This window comes from Blautia sp. ZXY-1-C6, assembly GCF_056339875.1.
Window position 1 is genome coordinate 1 of record NZ_JBWJVQ010000156.1, and the last position, 19,010, is coordinate 19,010.

Sequence of the window (19,010 nt, forward strand, 5' to 3'; positions counted from 1 at the left end):
TAACTTAAGAGATTGTTGCTTGTTAAACGGGCAATGCTCTCTCTGATACCTGCTTGATATTTCCTAAAATATTACTTGACAAATACTCCTCAATATGCGGCGTTATTACTGATCAATCAGTAATAACGCCCTTTGATTTAGGCACTGTTATTTTTAATTACTTAATCAAAGGAGTATTTATTTATGAACTATTCAGATTCTATCAAAGCTATTTTACTTGCTGCTATCAATGATCTTTCCAAAACACCGGAAAAATATGCTGTCAAACCCGGAGTTGATTTTATCAGAAACAGAAAACTTGGTTTTAAAGATTATATGCTGATGTTTCTGACTATGGAAGCTGACTGTATCAGGGAAGAACTGTACCGTTTTTTCGGACGTACTATCGATGCACCTTCCAAAGCGGCTTTTTACAGACAGCGTAAAAAGATCAGGGAAGATGCTTTTCGGAATCTTCTTCTTGCTTTTAACAGGAAACTTCCTAAAAAACTATATAACGGTAAATATGAATTCTGGGCCTGCGATGGTTCTTCCTGTGATATTTTCCTTAACCCTGAAGATAAGGATACCTATTTTGAACCAAATGGTAAATCTACCAGAGGATTTAACCAGATCCATATCAGATCCATATCAATGCTATGTTTTCTTTACTTGATAAGCGTTTTACTGATATTTTAGTCCAGCCTGCCCGAAAGCGAAATGAGTATTCTGCTTTTTGTTCCATGGTTGATTCTGCAGATATCCCTGAACACTACAAAGTCATTTTCTTTGGGGACAGAGGTTATACTTCTTACAACAACTTTGCCCATGTGATTGAAAAGGGGCAGTACTTCCTTATCCGATGTAACGATAAAAGAGCTTCCGGAATGATGGGATATCCGGTTGATACCCTGCCGGCTTTTGATGAAGATATCTCTCTTATACTGACGAGGTCTAAAGCTGTAAGCAAATATTCCAGACCTGAACTATTCTCTTCATACCGATACATTTATCAGAATGCTCCGATGGATTATCTCAATGATCAAAGAACGGAATATGACCTTGCTTTACGTTTGTTACGCATACAGCTTGATGATGGCTCTTATGAAAACATTGCTACGAATCTTCCAGAAGAAGAGTTTAAAGCTGAAGATTTCAAAGCTCTTTATCATCTGAGATGGCAGGAGGAAAACTCTTTCCGAGATTTAAAATATTCCATGTGTCTGAAAACGTTTCACTCAAAAAAAATATGATTATATTGTGCAGGAAGTATGGGCAAGAGTTATTCTATATAATTTCAGTTCCAGCATAATCATAAATGTAACTATTGATCGGGAAGATCGTGCTTATGAATATCAGGCGAATTATTCATCCGCGCTTAAAACATGCAGGGATTTTTTAAGGATTCACGATGGGATAACAAAGATAAATGTAAAAGGTCTGATCGCTCGAAATATTGAGCCGATCAGACCTGGAAGAACCTTTGCCCGCCAACATAGGTTTAAACTTCCGATGAGTTTTTGTTATAGACATTAGCATTAACTCATATATTACTATATTTCATCTTTAGACAAATTTCAATGTTAAATATTGATTTTGTCTTTTTGTTATACCCAAATTTCAGTAAAACATTGTATCTTAATCCCTCAATATCCCCTTTTTTATCATAATCAAATCCTTCTGCTGATATTTTCATCAATGCAGTATTAGCAAATTGCTTAAGTTAATGACATTGGGTCTGAACAGTAACGAAAGAAAAAAACAATTAGTTATTCAATGGTGATTAATGATTGAGTATTTGAAAAAGAAAAAGTATAATAAAGAGTATAAGATGTAAACATGGATATATTAATGCTGTTTTGGGTGTAGAAAAGATAACAAATAGAAGGGAAAGTGATGGAACTACAGATCATCTTGAAAATGTAATGAATTTGATGTAAATAACAGAATTGTATACGAGTGAAAGTGGGGTATAGCTATGAAAAAGAATAGAAATTTAGTTAAAATATCAATTGTTGCCAGTTTGTTGATTACAACCAGTTCAATATTAGGACAAAATGTCGAGGTAATGGCATCAAATCCAACGAATTACAAAGATATGACAGAGTACGCAGCATACGAAAATGTAATAGCAGATGCAGGAGCCATTTCCGGAGATTTTAGCATTTCCGTGGCTTTATATGATATTGATCAGGACGGAATAAGAGAGTTGCTTATATCACATGGCACCTGCCTTGCTGATTGGGTAAATGATATTTATACATTGGAAGATGGAAAATATGTGAGCTATATTGGAAATGTAGGCAGACAGGGACTATTTTATACAGCCCCAGATGGAAATGGAATGTATTTTTTGTATGGATATCAAGGATATCAGGAGATAACACGAATTACAAAGAGTGGAAAAGATATTGTGCAAACATTGCTAGAATCAAGGGAGCTTAATGCAAATGAAAACTATACAGAATTTGCTAATAAGATAGCACTACTTGCACCGGGAGATATTCCAACCCATGGAAATTCTTATGATGTAGAAGTAACAGCTCCTGATGGCGGTGTAAACATGCGCTGTGGCGCAGGAGTGGAGTATGACAAAGTTCTTCCAGACATGATTCCAAACGGAACAGTTCTGACTGTAACTCAGGAAGCAGTGGCTTCCAATGGAAATTCATGGGGCTATACAAATTATAATGGTACATACGGATGGATTGCACTGACGCAGGTCACCAGATATCAGGAACCGACGGAAGGAGCACCTATTCCACATACCAGATATGTAATTAACTGTAATGAGAGTATTACTCTTCGTACAAATCCAGATGTAAATGCTGCTGAAATTTGTCAGATTCCGTTGGGAACAGCCGTTGCTACATTCGGAGATGCCGGAAACGGATTTATTTCTGTGTATTATCAAGGTTCATCTGGATATTGTCTGGCAAGTTATCTGTCTGCTCCAGTGGACTGACAATTCTGATTTTTGCTGTGAAACGGTAAAAGAATATTTTGACAACAGAATTCTATAATAAACTGTAATCTGTATATATGTAAAAATCCTCGGAACGTAAGTTCCGGGGATTTTCCATTTAATATATACTTATTTATCTGCCCCATAATATCTGTCATCGCCGAAGCCAAGGATCAGCATGAAGATTGGCGGTAAGAAGATAAGACCAATGGCGAATCCTGTGCCTCTGCCGAAGGCTCTTGCAAGCTTAACACTGTACATAATGCTGATTATGGCAAGTATGATTTTGATCAGTACGATGATCATGGAGATCATTAAACTGTCGTTTGTTTCAAGAGTTCCCTGTAAGCAGGAAGATACGATTCCAAGAACCAATGTCAGCCAGAAATATGCAGGCTGCCATGCGATTTTATAAGAAATATAATCGCCATATATTGGAATAATACTTTTCCATCCGGCCTCCCCTGCTTTGGTAAAGATTCTCCAGTTGGCAATAATCTGCAGAAGCCACCATGCGAATGCAATCATCAGATACATACCACCTAAGAATACCATGCTGCTGATAGCTATAAGTCCCATTTGTGTTCCCCCATTTTTTTCTGTGAGATATGATACATGTATCGTTGGTGTAGAAGCATAGTTGAGAACTATGTTTGTTCTCCTGAAGTATTTATGCTAAATCCATTAAAGCATATTCTCAGTAGTTCGTCAATTATCAAAGAAGATTGTACATAAGCGAGGTGAAAACTATGGCAGCAATACTTATGAACTACAAAATACCGGGATATTATATATTTTTCATTTGTCTGGCAGTGATTTCCTGTTTTTCTAATCCTGGAATGGTTGTATTAGCGGGCTGTAGGGTTGATAATATTGATCAGGCAGAGTAAAATTTTATCAATGAAGTGAGTCTCCTGCTTTAATATTACAAATATTCGTCTGACTTATGAAAAGTGCCTGATGAGATGAAAATCTTCTCAGGGATGGGTTGTGAGAACAGAGAAAAAAGAATGGTTTCGGAAAAAATAATGACAAGTTAAACAAAAGCCGTAAAGTGGGAATTTCTAGCTTTGCGGCTTTTGTGGTATCATGAATTGAAAGACATCTCAACAACTTTTCCATTGGTTACCTTAATGCGCAGACCTAATCCATTCATGCTTCTCATGGTAGACATGAAAGCGGATTTTGAGCAATAATCGTTGGGAGCTTCACCTCCGGAAAAATAGTATTTGGTCTTGGAAGTAAGTTTAAATGTATGTTTTCCGTATTTTATATATGCTTTTTTGTTTTGGCTGTTTAATATTCCGTTTTTGGAAGTATTAAATGACGCATACATTGTCAGAGTGTTCCCCTTACATATAGCCTTTCTTGTGCCTGACATATAGTATTTTGTGCCATTGGTTGTTATTGTTCCGCCTTTTTTTCCATTTATGCAGGTATCATAGTAGGTTGTACCTGACTTTCCGGTAGCTGCCTGCACATTTGAGAATCCCATGCAGCCGGTAACGAGGCAGATGGCAAGTATCAGTGTTAACATTTTCTGGAACTTCTTTGTCCATGTTTTCATATTGAAAACCTCCTTTCGTTTTCTGGATTTATTATAATAGCCTGGAAAAGCAAAGTCAATAGAGGAGCGTAATGGAATAGTTGTATTGACAATAGATATCTGTATGTAGTATAATCAGACGCAGATAAAAGAAAATTCTTCGGGGTTGTGGTGATCAGCATAGCTGAGATTCCCTACCGGCGGTTATAGTCCGCGACCCGCTTCGGCGGCTGATCTGGTGAAATTCCAGAACCGACAGTATAGTCTGGATGAGAGAAGAACACGCGATATTTACCATACGTGCTCATTACCCCGGATATGATCCGGGGTTTTTTATATGTTGAAGAAAATCTTCATTATATAGAAAGCTTGTGGAATTTTCTTTTAACAGGATATGAGACATATCCATAAAGAATAATTTCAAAGGAGAGAAACAGTATGAGTGAACAGGTATTAAGAAATGGAAATGCGATGGCAAGGAGTAAGACGAGAACCGTTACACAGATAGCCATGCTTGGCGCTATCGCAGGAATTTTAATGAATCTGGAGTTTCCGCTTCCTTTCCTGGCACCGACTTTTTATCAGCTGGATTTTTCAGAAATCCCGGTACTGGTTGGTTCATTCGCAATGGGACCGATCGCAGGTGTACTGATCGAGCTGGTGAAGATTCTTGTGCATCTGGTAACAAAGGGATCTATGACAGCAGGTGTAGGCGATGTGGCAAACTTCATCTTTGGATGTACATTTGCAGTTCCGGCAGGTCTGATCTACCGTTATAAATCTGTTAAGAGCAGAAAACATGCAGTGATCGGAATGGCAGTTGGAACCGTACTTACAGCAGTAGTTGCATGCTTTATCAATGCATTCGTGTTACTTCCGGCATACGGAAAGGCTTTTGGAATGCCGGTAGAAGCATTTATTGAAATGGGAAGTGCAGTACACAGTTCTGTAAATAATCTTCTTACATTTGCAGCAATGATCATTTTCCCATTCAACATATTCAAATATGCTCTGACATCCCTGATCGTATTCCTGATTTATAAGAGAATCCGCGTGGTGCTCAAGGGAGATTGATTTTATATCTGATAAAGAATAAATAAATTGGCAGTACAATAAATAAAAAAGAAGAACAGCCGTATGATGAAAAATCTGCGGCTGTTCTTCTTTTTATGTGTAAAAAATAATTACGGAAATTGTCAGACAGACTTAAAAAAGATACGATAATATGGTAAGATAAAACAGACGATATAAACATCGGAATGTGAGGTTTATAAAATGAATGATACAGGAATCAGACCGGAAGTTATAGAAGAAATCCGAAACCTTGCGCAAAAATATGATATTGAAAAAGTAATTCTTTTTGGTTCGAGAGCAAGAGGGGATTTCAGAAGAACAAGTGATATAGATATTGCAGTCACAGGAGGAGATTTTGCAAGGTTTGCGTTAGATGTGGATGAAGAGACAAGTACTCTTCTGGAGTATGATATTGTAAATCTTGATCGTGACATGCAGGATGAATTAAGAGAATCTATAGAGAAGGAAGGGAGGATTTTGTATGAGAAAATATGAGAATTTCTGCAATGCACTGTCTAACATGAAAGATATTTATAATTATGAAGAACCATATGATAATGTAGTGATTACCGGACTCGTAGGATTGTATGAAATTTGTTTTGAGCAGTCATGGAAAATGATGAAAGAAATACTGGAGATTCATGGATATGCAGAGGGAGCAACAGGTTCACCGAAAATCATTCTGAAGACTGCCTATAAAGCAGGAATGATAAGAGATGAGGAGCAGTGGCTTCGTGCATTGCAGGCAAGAAATAATGTTACACATTCTTACAATCAGAGAATTGCGTTAGGAATTATAGCTGATGCAAAAGAAGCGTTTTATCAGATGTTTTGCGAACTAAAAACAGAGATAGAAGAAAATTGGCTGTAATAATCAGCGAAGGTATAGAAAGCGAAAGGAAGTATCCATTATGGGACAGATACACAATATTGAAAAACTGACAGATTGTAAATTTTTAAATTTGTACCATTTAAATGCAACAAGCATTCACAACACTCCTGTGTCATATTTCGTGGCATCCCGTGCGAAGAGTATTAACGAATTAAAGATAAAAACAGGTAAAAACACTCCGGATGGCGTGATCATTTACAGTCTTTATGGGGAAAAGAGAGACAGAGTTGTATTAGTACGTCAGTACAGATACGCAATTGGCGGATATATCTACGAATTCCCGGCAGGTCTGGTAGAACCGAACGAAGAATTCCATGAGGGTGCAGTAAGAGAAATGTACGAGGAAACAGGACTGAAATTCACACCTCTGAAAGTAGATCCTGCATTTGAGAAACCTTATTTCACAACGGTTGGCATGACAGATGAATCCTGCGCGACTGTTTACGGTTACGCGGAAGGCGAGATCAGTAAAGCGGCACAGGAGGATTCCGAAGAAATTGAAGTTGTACTTGCTGACAGAGAAGAAGTAAAGAGGATTCTGCGTGAAGAAAATGTAGCGATCATGTGTGCATATCAGCTTATGCATTTCCTTCAGGATGAAGAACCTTTTGCATTTTTGAAAGAAGAACTTTAACCAAATCAGGCAAGTAGCGAAGCGGATGATTTTATCTGCTTGACTAAGGAGAATTAAAGGAGGATTAAAATAATGGCAAAATGGCAGAGAAGCTTTTTCCAGCCTGTGCTTCCGCTGGGGGAAGATGGACGAAGAGTTACAGGAAGTAAAGAACATATTGCACTTTCCAGAATGGCAGCAGGAGAGGGAATGGTTCTTCTGAAAAATGAGAAAAATACACTTCCGATTCGGAAAGGGACGAAAGTCGCACTCTTTGGTAAGGGTACTGTAGACTACGTAAAAGGCGGCGGAGGAAGCGGCGATGTAACTGTAGAATACATCCGTAATCTTTATGAGGGCATGAAGATTAAAGAGGATGAGGGAAAAGTAGAAGTTTTCGATAAACTTGCGAAATATTATGAAAAAGATATTCAGAAACAATACGCAGATGGTGCAGTACCAGGTATGACAGTTGAGCCGGAGCTCCCGGATGAACTTCTGAATGAAGCGCGAGAATATACAGATACTGCAGTAATTACTATCTGTCGTTTCTCAGGCGAAGGATGGGACAGAAAATGTGAAGCAGCACAGGATGGATACGTTCTTGATGGAGAAGAAAAAAGAAACTCTGAACTGTCAGCGAAGATTTTTGAAAACGGTGATTTCTGCCTGACAAATGCAGAGAATGCCATGGTAGAGAAAGTAAAGAAAGCATTCCCGCATGTAATCGTAGTGATGAATGTTGGCGGTATCGTGGACACGAAATGGTTCAGAGACTGTGATGAGATCCAGTCAGTACTGATGGCATGGCAGGGCGGTATGGAAGGTGGTCTTGCAACAGCAGATATACTTTGTGGTGATGTTAATCCATCCGGTAAATTATCCGATACTTATGCAAAAGATCTGGAAGATTATCCATCCACAGCAAACTTCCATGAGTCTGCATTCTATGTAGATTACACAGAAGATATCTATGTGGGATACCGTTACTTTGAAACAATTCCGGGTGCAGCGGAAAGAGTAAATTATCCGTTTGGGTTTGGACTTTCCTATACAGACTTCGACTGGAAGATGACTGGTGCTTCCGAAGAAAACGGTGTGATCACGGTTCTTACTGAAGTAACCAATACAGGAAAAACAGCAGGAAAAGAAGTTATCCAGCTTTATTACGGAGCACCACAGGGGAAACTTGGAAAGCCTGCGAAAGTACTGGGGGCATTCAAAAAGACCAGTCTTCTTCAGCCGGGTGAACGTCAGAATCCTTACCCTGAAAATTCCTGTGGATCAGATGGCATCCTACGATGATCTGGGTAAAGTATGCAGATCAGCCTATGTTCTGGAGGCAGGAGAATATGCGATCTATATCGGTACAAATGTAAGAGATGCAGCGAAGATCGACTTTACATATGTAGTAAAAGAAGACACAGTAACTGAGCAGTTAAGCCGGAAAGCAGCGCCATATCATCTTCAGAAACGTATGCTTGCGGACGGTTCTTATGAGGAACTTCCACAGCGTGAATATGTGGAAGAAGAAGGACTTCCGAGACAGGATAAATATGCCATCGGTCTTCCATGTCCTGATACAAGAGGACAAAAAGGAATAGACTTTCTTGATTTTCTTGATTCCAAGGGAGTTCGCTTCTCTGATGTAGCAGATGGTAAAATGACATTGGATGAGTTTATGGATATCCTGACATTGGATGACTGTATCAATCTCCTTGGCGGACAGCCAAACACAGGATGTGCCAATACATTTGGAATGGGAAATCTTCCGGAATACGGAGTCCCGAATGTGATGACTGCAGACGGACCAGCCGGACTTCGTATTCTTCCGAAATGCGGAGTGAACACAACTGCCTGGCCATGTGCCACACTTCTTGCCAGCACCTGGGATGAAGAACTGGTAGAGAAAGTTGGTAAAGCAGGAGCAGAAGAAGTAAAAGAAAATAATATCAGTATCTGGCTTACTCCTGCCTGCAACATCCACAGAAGCCCGCTCTGTGGCCGTAACTTTGAGTATTATTCTGAAGATCCGTACCTTGCAGGAAAGACAGGGGCAGCTATGGTAAGAGGCATCCAGTCTCAGCATATCGGAGCAAGTGTGAAGCATTTTGCAGCCAATAATAAGGAGACAAACCGTAAGGATTCTGATTCCAGAGTATCAGAGAGAGCACTCCGTGAGATTTATCTGAAACAGTTTGAGATTATTGTAAAAGAGGCTCATCCGTATACGATTATGTCCTCCTATAATCTGCTTAATGGCATCCATGCCTCAGAGAATAAAGAACTTCTGACAGGTATTCTCCGGGATGAATGGGGATTCGACGGAGTGGTTACAACAGACTGGTGGACCTTCGGAGAGCACTATCGCGAAACAAAGGCAGGAAACGATATCAAGATGGCAGCAGGATATCCGGAACGCATAAAAGAAGCATATGAAAAAGGATTTGTTACTGAAGCAGAGATCCGTCTCAGCGCAAGAAGAATCCTGAATATGATTCTGAAAATTGACTGATGAGTATCAATAATATTTTAAACAGGAGCAAAAAAGATAATGGATGAGCGTAAACGAAGTTTACGAAAAGAAATAGTCAGGCTGGCACTTCCGATTGCACTTCAGCAGTTCATGACAGCCCTGGTTGGAGCATGTGATGCAATCATGCTGGGAAAGTTAAGTCAGGATGCCATGTCAGCCGTATCACTGGCTACACAGGTTACTTTTGTATTTAATCTGTTTATGTTTGCATTTATGGCAGGCGAGAATATGTTTGTGGCACAATATTATGGAAAAGGGGATTACACAGGTATTTCCCAGGTGTTCAGCCTTGTGACAAAGATTTGTGGATGTATTGCAGTAGTATTTCTGGCAGGAACCCTTTTCTTTCCGGAACAGCTCATGAGAATCCTGACAAATGAGGAAACTCTGATCGTTCTGGGAAGTGAGTATTTAAGAGTCATCGGCATTTCCTATGTGTTTTCGGGAATTGCACAGATTTTCCTGGCAATCATGAAGAACTGTGGTGCAGTAAATATGAGTACCCTGATCAATGGGGTTATGGTAATTCTCAATATCGCATTGAATGCTGTTTTCATTTTTGGCCTGTCCGGCTTCCCGAAGATGGGGATTAAAGGTGCTGCACTGGCAACCGTACTTGCAACAGTTGTGCAGTTCCTGTGGAGTGTCGGTTATGTATTGTGCAGGATCAGAGCTGTGAAATTCAGTCTCAGAAGCTGTGAGAAAAAGTTATTTGGCCGTTTCTGGCAGAAAACAGTTCCGTTACTGATCAATAATCTTGCATGGGGAATAGGTTTTTCCATGTATTCTGTGATCATGGGACATCTGGGAACGGATGCTGTTGCCGCCAATGGAATAGCGAATATTTCCAAAAATCTTGTTGTATGCTTCTGCCTCGGACTTGGAAATGCAGGCAGTATCATAGTGGGAAACCGTCTTGGTGCAGACCGTCTGCAGGAAGCAAAAGAGGTAGGCGAGACACTTACCAAAACTGCGATTATTGCAGGAATTGTATCAGGCCTTGTCCTGATCGCCTTATCACCATTTATCACAAAAATGGTAGATCTCACCCCGACAGCCCGCGGATATCTGCAAAAAATGCTGCTGATCTCTTCCTATTACATCGCAGGAAAATCAGTAAACTGTATGACAATAGGAGGAATCTTCGCAGCAGGCGGAGACTCCAAATTTGGAATGCTGTGTGATTCTGTAACTCTGTGGTGTATCATTGTTCCTCTGGGATGCATCTGCGCATTTATCCTGAAACTGCCGGTTATGGTTGTCTACTTTGTACTCAATCTGGACGAGATCATTAAACTGCCGGTGGTCTATAAACATTATAAGAAATATAAATGGATTAAGAATCTTACATAATTTTCGCTGTACCAGGATCGACTGATCAAAAAACAGGCACATATACCGGATATCCGGGACTATGTGCCTGTTTTGTCTTAATGATATTTATGCATCCGTACATAATAGCTGATGCATAAGATCACAGTGGCTCCGCTCCATGCTGCGATCTCTGCAAAGAAAATACCGTCCTGTCCGATGAAATGGGGAAGGATCAGTGCAGCACTGATACGCATGACAAATTCAGCCATACCACTTACCATAGGCATTAAGGTATCTCCCAGCCCCTGAAGTGCAGATCTGTACACGTACAGGAAGTACAAAACCCAGAGCATGGCAGCCATAATAGAGAGGTATTTGAAAGCAATTGCCAGTACCTCCTGTGTCTGCTGTGGTTCACCTGAAATGAAAAGTGAGAGAATATTTTTTCCAAATAAAAACATGGCAGCAGAAATGATCATTGAGGTAAGCAGGGAAAGCAGCATACTGCTGCGGACACCTTTCCTGATCCTGTCAATCTTTCCGGCCCCCAGATTCTGACCTACATAAGTAACGATGGCATATCCATAGGAAATAGCCGCCATTTCCAGCAGACCATAAAGCTTATTTGTAGCTGTAAATCCTGCCACAAAAAGGAAACCGTAGCCATTGATCACATACTGGACTACCAGACCACCCACACCGATGATGATATTCTGAAATACAACAGGAATACCAAGCTTCATCAGGCGGGCATTCATGCCGGAGGCAGGCATAAAATCTGCTCTGGTCAGATGAACGATATCAATTCTGCGTAAAATCAGGAAACAGTAAACAGCGGAGAAGCTCTGTGCGATCACAGTTGCGATTGCTGCTCCTGCCACACCCCATCCGAAGCCTGCCACAAAAAGGATGTCCAGTGAGACATTCAGCACAGATGCGATGATCATTGCGGTCAGCGGTGTTTTACTGTTTCCCATAGCCCTTAGGGCAGAGGCAAACATATTATAGGCTGCTGTAGCGGGGATTCCACAGAAAATGATGCGCAGATATAACAGAGACATTCCGATAATATTGGAAGGTGTATGCAGCCCTGTTAATACCAGCGAGGCAAATGACTGGCTGAGAATCAATACTCCGGCTGCGATGAATGCGGTCAGTCGGTAACTGTGAGCCAGAGATTTACGCAGATTTTCGAAATCCTTTGCCCCATAATATTGGGAGAGTTGAATAGAAAATCCCTGAGTGAGTCCTGTGGATATTCCTGTGACAACCCACATCAGAAAGTCAACAGCACCCAGTGCGGCAAGAGCCTCCACACCTGCAACCTGGCCAACAACCATGGTATCCACCATTGTATAAAGCTGCTGACAGATATTTCCCAGCATCAGGGGAATTGCAAAAAGAATGATCAACCGTCCCGGTGAACCGGAGGTCATATCCTGAATCTTGGTTTTCATTAGTATAAAAGTTCCTTTCCGGAGCATATTTGAAAAAGTTTAGAAATGATTATTCGAATATGCCCTGATATTTACATTAATAATTTGTAACTATTCAGTAGTCTGCTATCCCGCGAGGTGTTTTGGCACGTAAGTACCAAAATCCCGAGACATACAAGCCAAAATGCCATCACCGCAGGTGAGTTTTAATGCATTTTGGCTCGTAACTGTGAAGGTACTGAACAGTTACGATAATTTTATATCATTAACGTGAAAAATGAAATATAATATTTCATCAGAATGATATAAATTTATCGTTACTGTTCACTCCGTTCACAGTAACTTAGCCAAAATTCATTCCAGATTGCCTGCGGCAATGGAATTTTGGCTTGTATGTCTCGGGATTTTGGCATATTCATGCCAAAACACCTCGCGGAATAGTGGCGTGTGAACAGTAACAATTTATCTGTTATTGTAGATATATTAACTGAATCAGCTGAATAAGTTAAGTCCCCTGCCTCAATTGCAAAAAGCAACATACTCTGCAGAGACAATGGCTATTTACAAATATGACAATAACAGGTATCATTCTTTTATAAATACATTAATAAAAGAAGGTAGAAACAGAATGAGCGGACTGGAAAAGAAATTTGCTACGAAATCAAAAATCGTAAATTATATTATAAATAGAGAATCCACATCAAAAGTGGAAATATCCAAAGAACTGAATCTGAGTATGCCAACAGTTCTGTCTAATGTAAAAGATTTATTGGAAAAAGGTATCATAATAGAAACTGGAGAATATGAATCCACAGGAGGAAGAAAGGCTAAAAGTATTGGAATCAATCCATCCTATCGTTATGCAATGGGAATTGTGATCACTGCAAATCATCTGGGAATGGTGCTGGTAAATCTGAAGTATGAGATTGTGAAATCAGAGCGGATCCGTCTGAAATTTGTATCTGATATGTCATATTGCAGTCAGGTGGCAGATTATGCGGCGAAATTTCTGGATCATATGAATGATGCAGAACAGAAAGAAAAGCTTCTGGGTGTTGGAATCTCTATTCCGGGAATCATTAATCAGGAGCAGAAACTGGTGATAAAATCCCACGCACTGAAACTTGAAAACTATAGTCTCAGTTTCCTGGAACAGGCATTTTCTGTCCCGGTTTATTTTTCAAATGATGCCAATGCGGCAATGATGGCAGAAGATATGAACATCTATCAGAATGCAATTTACCTTTCGTTGAATCAGACTCTTGGCGGTGCATTTTGCATAGGGGGAAATTTGTTTTCCGGAGAAAATCAGAAGGCCGGAGAATTTGGACATATGATACTTGTACCTCAGGGCCGCAAGTGTTATTGTGGAAAATCTGGTTGTGCAGATGCTTATTGCGCTGCAGGCGCACTTGTTGGTGAGTCAAAGGATTCTGTGGAACAGTTTATGCAGCTGCTTCAAAACAATGATGAAAAGGCAGAGAAAAAATGGGAAGAGTATCTTGATTATCTTGCAGTTCTGATTTCAAATCTGCGTATGGCATATGATATGGATATCATTCTTGGAGGTGAAATGGGTGGATATCTCTCAGATTATATGATACCTCTTGGGGAAAAAGTAATGAAGTATAATGGATTTGATCATGATCTGAGATATCTGAAAAACTGTTCTTATAAGAAAGAAGCCTCAGCTGTAGGTGCAGCAAAGCATTTCTTGCAGGATTTTATCGGAAAGATATAGCCGATAGCATTCTTGAATCACTGATGATCTGCTGATATACCATATTAAACAAATATCTGAATATAAAAAATACCCTGATTACAACAAAGAAAGGTTGTGATCAGGGTATTTTGTTATTGTGCGGGAATTTAGCAGATAGTTATGAGGAGTGTTATAGTAACATCTGCATAAAAATAAAATCTTTACTTTGTGCAACTGGTAGAAATGAGAAATATTCTTAAATATTTATTGACAAATTTAGCGATTTGAATAATAATGTAATTACTTTAATAAAATATTTAATAAAAGTTGATAAATAACTAGAGGTTCAAAGTACATTCAACAAATAAGGAGGAAAATATTATGTTACAGCAGGTTATGACAAATCCAGGAGAAATTATTTTCAGAGAGGTTCCCGTACCAGAAATTAAAGACAACCAGGTTTTGGTTAAGATTATGAATATTGGTATCTGTGGTTCTGATATCCATGTATATCACGGAAAACATCCTTTTACAAAATATCCGGTAACCCAGGGACATGAAGTATCAGGAGAAGTGGTAAAAACAGGTGATGCAGTAACAGAATTTCATGTGGGACAGAAAGTAACAATTGAGCCACAGGTATATTGTGGACATTGTTATCCATGCCGTCACGGAAAATACAATCTCTGCGAAGAGCTGAAAGTAATGGGATTCCAGACAACAGGAACTGCATCCGAATATTTTGCAGTTGATGCATCAAAAGTAACACCGATACCGGAAGATATGTCTTATGAAGAGGGCGCAATGATTGAGCCTCTGGCAGTAGCTGTTCATGGTGTTAAACAGATGGGCGATGTAACAGGAATGAATATTGTGGTGATAGGAGCCGGTCCGATCGGAAATCTGGTAGCGCAGTCTGCAAAAGGGATGGGAGCAGCTAAAGTTATGATCACAGATGTCAGTGATCTCCGTCTGGAAAAAGCAAAAGAGTGTGGAATTGACGTATGTGTCAACACAAGAAATAAAAATTTTGGGGAAGCAATGGTAGAAGCCTTTGGACCGGATAAGGCAGATGTTATCTATGATTGTGCAGGAAATAACATTACAATGGGACAGGCGATCAAATATGCAAGAAAAGGAAGCGTGATTGTGCTGGTTGCAGTTTTTGCAGGAATGGCTGAGATCGATCTGGCAGTTGCAAATGATCATGAGCTTGATATCAAGAGCACAATGATGTACAGACATGATGATTATGTAGACGGAATCAGACTGGTGAATGAAGGAAAAGTGCATTTAAGACCGCTGATTTCTAAGACGTTTGCATTTAAAGATTATCTGAAAGCATACCAGTACATTGACGATAACCGTGAGACTACAATGAAAGTGATTATCAATGTGCAGGAAAAGTAGTCGCTGTTATCAGTGAAATTTTGAGAAAAGACAAAGAAATAAACATAAATAAGATCAACGGGAGTCTCCTTGAGCAGCATTAAAAAATCTGCTTAAGGAGATTTTTATGTCTGGAGTTTTTGTGGTTGCATTTTTGTTTTATATGGGTATAATGGTGAGATAAGTTTGCAGATGAAAGGAAGACAATGCTGACAATATAACGAAGGAGCGAAGTATTATGCTGAAAAGATTCACCAGATATGTAACCCAGAGTGTTGCCGGAATGATCGGGATTTCAGTTTATGTTCTGGCAGATACTTTCTTTATATCTGTATATTCCGGTGCTGACGGACTGGCAGTTCTCAATCTGATCCTGCCGGTTTATGGACTGATTTATGCGATTGGGGCTATGATCGGGATTGGTTCCGCTACCAGGTATGCCATAAGCAGGGCAAAAGGAGAAAATACAGATCATTATTTTGTACAGTCAGTAACCTGGAGCATATTGGCTGCAGTTCCATTTATGCTGATCGGAATCTTTATTCCGGACAAAGCATTGGCTTTGCTGGGGGCAGATGCCGGACTGATCGGACTTGGACGAAACTATGTGAGAATTATTCTGATCGCAACACCATTCTTCATGTCAAATTATACATTTACTGCATTTGCCAGAAACGATGGGGCGCCTTCTATTGCAATGATCGGTTCCATCAGTGGAAGTATCTTTAACATTATATTTGATTATATATTCATGTTCCCGGTCGGTCTGGGATTTTCCGGAGCCGGACTGGCTACTGCAATCTGTCCGATCGTAACAATGAGCGTCTGTACCATACACTACAGAAGCAGCAGAAATCATGTAGGATTCCATTGGAAAAAACCGTCATTCAGACACCTGATTTCCTGCTGTCAGCTAGGAGTTTCCGCATTCGTCGGTGAACTGTCTTCCGGTGTGATCGCCATTGTATTTAACTTTCTGATCCTGGGAATCGCGGGAAATATGGGTGTAGCAGCCTATGGAGTTGTGGCAAACCTTTCTATCGTGGCATTTGCAATTTTCAACGGTCTGGCCCAGGGAGCACAGCCCCTGATCAGTGAAAGCTACGGAAAAGGCCAGCCCACTCAGGTAAGAAAACTTCTGAAATGGAGCCTGCTCGTATGTCTTGCTGTAGAAGCACTGACCCAATTGATCATCTGGACTTCAACCGACACGCTGATCAGCATTTTCAACAGTGAAAACAATGTTCAGTTATTGAATTATGCACACACAGGACTGCGTCTGTATTTCCTTGGATTTATAGTGGCAGGAATCAATATTGTACTGGTGGCATATTTCTCAGCAGTAGATGAACCGAAAATCGCAATTGTCGGTTCATTACTGAGAGGAATTGTTGCCATTGTTATCTGCGCAGTTATACTTGCGAAATTATTTGGATTAAATGGAATCTGGATCTCTCTTCTTGCAGCGGAGACAGTTACGTTTCTGACGATTCTGTTTCTGGCATATAAAGACAGAAACAGAATCGAATAACACTGTTGAAAAGGAATTCTTGTATAAACCTCCAAACTGATGTAAGATAAGATTACTCAGTTTGGAGGTTTTATTTTTATGTTTAACGAAATAAAAGATTTCGCTGCGCCGGAACTGGATGTATATGCCAGAACATCAGAAGTGCAGCTTTTACGATATTATGAACCGGAACCGGGAATTTTCATTGCGGAGAGTCCGAAAGTAATTGAACGTGCCCTGAATGCAGGATATCAGCCAATCTCTTTCCTGGTGGAGCATAAAGATCTGGAAGGAGAGGCACAGGAAATCCTGAAACAATATCCGGATGTGCCGGTTTATACCGCGGAATATGAACTTCTGGTCAAGCTGACCGGATTTGCCCTCACACGCGGAATGCTATGTGCAATGCGCAGAAATCCACTGCCATCTGTAGAGGAAATCTGCAGAAATGCCAGCCGCATAGCAGTTCTTGAAAATGTTGTAAATCCTACAAATATCGGAGCTATTTTTCGCTCAGCAGCAGCACTCCATATGGATGCAGTACTTCTGACCGGCGGATGCAGTGACCCGCTTTACCGACGTGCAGCCAGAGTCAGCATGGGAACTGTATTCCAGATTCCCTGGACATATTTTGATAAAAAAACTGTATGGCCACAGGATGGAATGAAGATTCTGCAAAAACTGGGATTCAAAACAGCGGCAATGGCTCTGCGTGACGATTCCGTAGGAATTGATGATAAAGCACTCCGGTCAGAAGAAAAACTGGCAGTCATTCTCGGAACGGAAGGTGACGGCCTTGCATCACAGACCATTGCAGATTGCGATTATACAGTAAAGATACCAATGTCCCACGGAGTAGATTCATTGAATGTGGCAGCAGCAAGTGCAGTGGCATTCTGGGAGCTGGGACACAGATAAGATATAACTCAGGAGGAAATGAAAAAATGTCTTTGGAAAAAGCAGAAAAATATCTGGAAGAAAAAGGCTTTCTTGACCATGTGATCGAACTGGAAGCATCCACTGCCACAGTAACAGAAGCAGCAGAAGCCCTTCATGTAGAGCCGGGTATGATCGCAAAGACTATGTCCTTTTTGCAGAACGATAAAGCAGTCCTGATCTTAACAGAGGGTACAGCCAGAGTAGATAACCGAAAATATAAAGATACTTTTCATATAAAGGCAAAAATGATTCCATTTGATGAAGTAGAAAACATCATCGGTCACGCTCCGGGAGGGGTATGCCCGTTCGGAATTAATGAGGGAATTGAAGTCTACCTTGACGAAAGTCTGAAACAATTTACCACAGTATATCCGGCTGCCGGCAATGATCACAGTGCAGTAAAGCTCACAATCCCGGAACTGGAACAGGTAGCAGAGGCAAACGGATGGGTGGATGTGTGTAAAGAAACAGAAAACTGATCGTTCATGGTAACACCCATGCATTACATTTATATGAAAGAATCGGTTTTACCAGACTTGGCGTGATTCCCCAGGGATTCAGAATGCCGGATGACATTATGGACAAATACAAAGAACTTGTTTTTTCTTCACTCATCTTTATCTTCTTTGAACATAGTGAATATAAAAGGTGGAAAATTAATGAAAACAGTAAAAACTCCTGCGGGGATATTTACGATCAACAAAGTGAAAATTCCCTCAGCATACACATGTGCAGCAGAACAGAAAATAGAATATATCAGTGAAAATCATGTGCAGATTATCACTATGAATCAGGCAGTATCATTTGGAGATCAGATATTGTCCCCGAGAATCTGTCAAAGCTGTATGAATCCTGAAAAAATTACAATTTATCCACTGGAAATAGAATACTTTGGGGAAAAAGTGTTTTTTACGGATCACTATAGTGTAAAAGAATGGAAAAAAGGCGATCCATTACCGGAAATCCATGAATGGTATCCGCACATAAAAAAAGCCAGATGCAACCCGTGCAGGAACTGTGGAAGATGTTAAAATTGCACACTTGTTACTGTTTACTCCGTTCACAGTAACGTACACTTCTTTAAATGACAGAAACAGAATGATAGGGATTGTTAT

The 19,010-nt window shown here is 40.2% G+C and carries 17 protein-coding genes, 1 pseudogene and 1 riboswitch; of the genes and pseudogenes, 15 read left to right on the forward strand and 3 right to left on the reverse strand.

All coding sequences use genetic code 11. The annotated features are described in order from the left end of the window. Positions 1–183 precede the first annotated feature (183 nt). From AC075J_RS06645 to AC075J_RS06655, 3 genes are all read left to right on the forward strand, one after another. Positions 184–678 carry a hypothetical protein gene (locus AC075J_RS06645; RefSeq protein ID WP_022380033.1) on the forward strand — a complete coding sequence of 165 codons (495 nt, stop codon included), beginning with the start codon at positions 184–186 and terminating at the stop codon, positions 676–678. After that, a complete protein-coding gene (locus AC075J_RS06650; protein WP_243282920.1) occupies positions 639–1,232 on the forward strand; it encodes a transposase in 594 nt (197 codons plus the stop codon). Before AC075J_RS06645 ends, AC075J_RS06650 begins: the two co-directional genes overlap by 40 nt. An 815-nt stretch (positions 1,233–2,047) precedes the next feature. Beyond that, complete coding sequence (locus AC075J_RS06655; protein WP_022380035.1) at positions 2,048–2,944, forward strand: SH3 domain-containing protein; 897 nt, start codon at positions 2,048–2,050, stop codon at positions 2,942–2,944. Positions 2,945–3,073: 129 nt separating this feature from the next. Here the strand turns inward: AC075J_RS06655 and AC075J_RS06660 are convergent, their stop codons facing one another. Then, positions 3,074–3,523: a DUF5684 domain-containing protein gene (locus AC075J_RS06660; protein WP_055059015.1), complete on the reverse strand. Its 450-nt coding sequence runs from the start codon at positions 3,521–3,523 to the stop codon at positions 3,074–3,076. 508 nt (positions 3,524–4,031) lie between these two features. Beyond that, positions 4,032–4,511 carry a hypothetical protein gene (locus AC075J_RS06665; protein WP_055059016.1) on the reverse strand — a complete coding sequence of 160 codons (480 nt, stop codon included), beginning with the start codon at positions 4,509–4,511 and terminating at the stop codon, positions 4,032–4,034. A gap of 131 nt (positions 4,512–4,642) precedes the next feature. Continuing rightward, positions 4,643–4,775: riboswitch (FMN riboswitch) on the forward strand. 153 nt (positions 4,776–4,928) lie between these two features. On the opposite strand from AC075J_RS06665, the gene AC075J_RS06670 reads away from it, so the two are divergent. The 6 genes and pseudogenes from AC075J_RS06670 to AC075J_RS06695 all read left to right on the forward strand — a co-directional run bounded on the left by AC075J_RS06670 (position 4,929) and on the right by AC075J_RS06695 (position 10,958). Next, entirely contained in the window at positions 4,929–5,564 is a 636-nt protein-coding gene (locus tag AC075J_RS06670) for an ECF transporter S component (protein WP_055058216.1), read from the forward strand. A 201-nt stretch (positions 5,565–5,765) separates the two neighbouring features. Then, positions 5,766–6,059 (forward strand): nucleotidyltransferase family protein, encoded by a 294-nt coding sequence (locus AC075J_RS06675; RefSeq protein WP_008706339.1) that lies wholly within the window; start codon positions 5,766–5,768, stop codon positions 6,057–6,059. Beyond that, on the forward strand, positions 6,046–6,435 hold the full coding sequence (locus AC075J_RS06680) for an HI0074 family nucleotidyltransferase substrate-binding subunit (protein WP_118569809.1): 390 nt from the start codon (positions 6,046–6,048) through the stop codon (positions 6,433–6,435). Before AC075J_RS06675 ends, AC075J_RS06680 begins: the two co-directional genes overlap by 14 nt. 40 nt (positions 6,436–6,475) lie before the next feature. Next, the gene (locus AC075J_RS06685; protein ID WP_118569810.1) at positions 6,476–7,090 is read left to right on the forward strand and encodes an NUDIX hydrolase; all 615 of its coding nucleotides are present in this window, start codon (positions 6,476–6,478) and stop codon (positions 7,088–7,090) included. 72 nt (positions 7,091–7,162) lie between these two features. Continuing rightward, positions 7,163–9,584: pseudogene (locus tag AC075J_RS06690) on the forward strand (glycoside hydrolase family 3 protein). 39 nt (positions 9,585–9,623) lie between these two features. Beyond that, positions 9,624–10,958, forward strand: coding sequence for an MATE family efflux transporter (locus tag AC075J_RS06695; RefSeq protein ID WP_055152651.1), 1,335 nt, complete (start codon positions 9,624–9,626; stop codon positions 10,956–10,958). 77 nt (positions 10,959–11,035) lie between these two features. Here AC075J_RS06695 and AC075J_RS06700 read toward each other — a convergent pair whose 3' ends face one another. Then, positions 11,036–12,376: an MATE family efflux transporter gene (locus AC075J_RS06700; RefSeq protein ID WP_412377407.1), complete on the reverse strand. Its 1,341-nt coding sequence runs from the start codon at positions 12,374–12,376 to the stop codon at positions 11,036–11,038. A gap of 607 nt (positions 12,377–12,983) precedes the next feature. Between AC075J_RS06700 and AC075J_RS06705 the strand changes: the two genes are divergently transcribed. From AC075J_RS06705 to AC075J_RS06730, 6 genes are all read left to right on the forward strand, one after another. Next, entirely contained in the window at positions 12,984–14,096 is a 1,113-nt protein-coding gene (locus AC075J_RS06705; RefSeq protein ID WP_120062053.1) for an ROK family transcriptional regulator, read from the forward strand. Between the two features lie 342 nt (positions 14,097–14,438). Continuing rightward, positions 14,439–15,467 (forward strand): zinc-dependent alcohol dehydrogenase, encoded by a 1,029-nt coding sequence (locus AC075J_RS06710; RefSeq protein ID WP_008706353.1) that lies wholly within the window; start codon positions 14,439–14,441, stop codon positions 15,465–15,467. Positions 15,468–15,684: 217 nt separating this feature from the next. Next, positions 15,685–16,977, forward strand: a complete 1,293-nt coding sequence (locus tag AC075J_RS06715) for an MATE family efflux transporter (RefSeq protein WP_476390169.1) — start codon at positions 15,685–15,687, stop codon at positions 16,975–16,977. Positions 16,978–17,055: 78 nt separating this feature from the next. Beyond that, positions 17,056–17,874: a TrmH family RNA methyltransferase gene (locus AC075J_RS06720; protein ID WP_062808087.1), complete on the forward strand. Its 819-nt coding sequence runs from the start codon at positions 17,056–17,058 to the stop codon at positions 17,872–17,874. 26 nt (positions 17,875–17,900) lie between these two features. Beyond that, positions 17,901–18,374: a YbaK/EbsC family protein gene (locus AC075J_RS06725; protein ID WP_022379991.1), complete on the forward strand. Its 474-nt coding sequence runs from the start codon at positions 17,901–17,903 to the stop codon at positions 18,372–18,374. Between the two features lie 180 nt (positions 18,375–18,554). Continuing rightward, positions 18,555–18,926 (forward strand): hypothetical protein, encoded by a 372-nt coding sequence (locus AC075J_RS06730; protein WP_055199820.1) that lies wholly within the window; start codon positions 18,555–18,557, stop codon positions 18,924–18,926. Positions 18,927–19,010 lie beyond the last annotated feature (84 nt).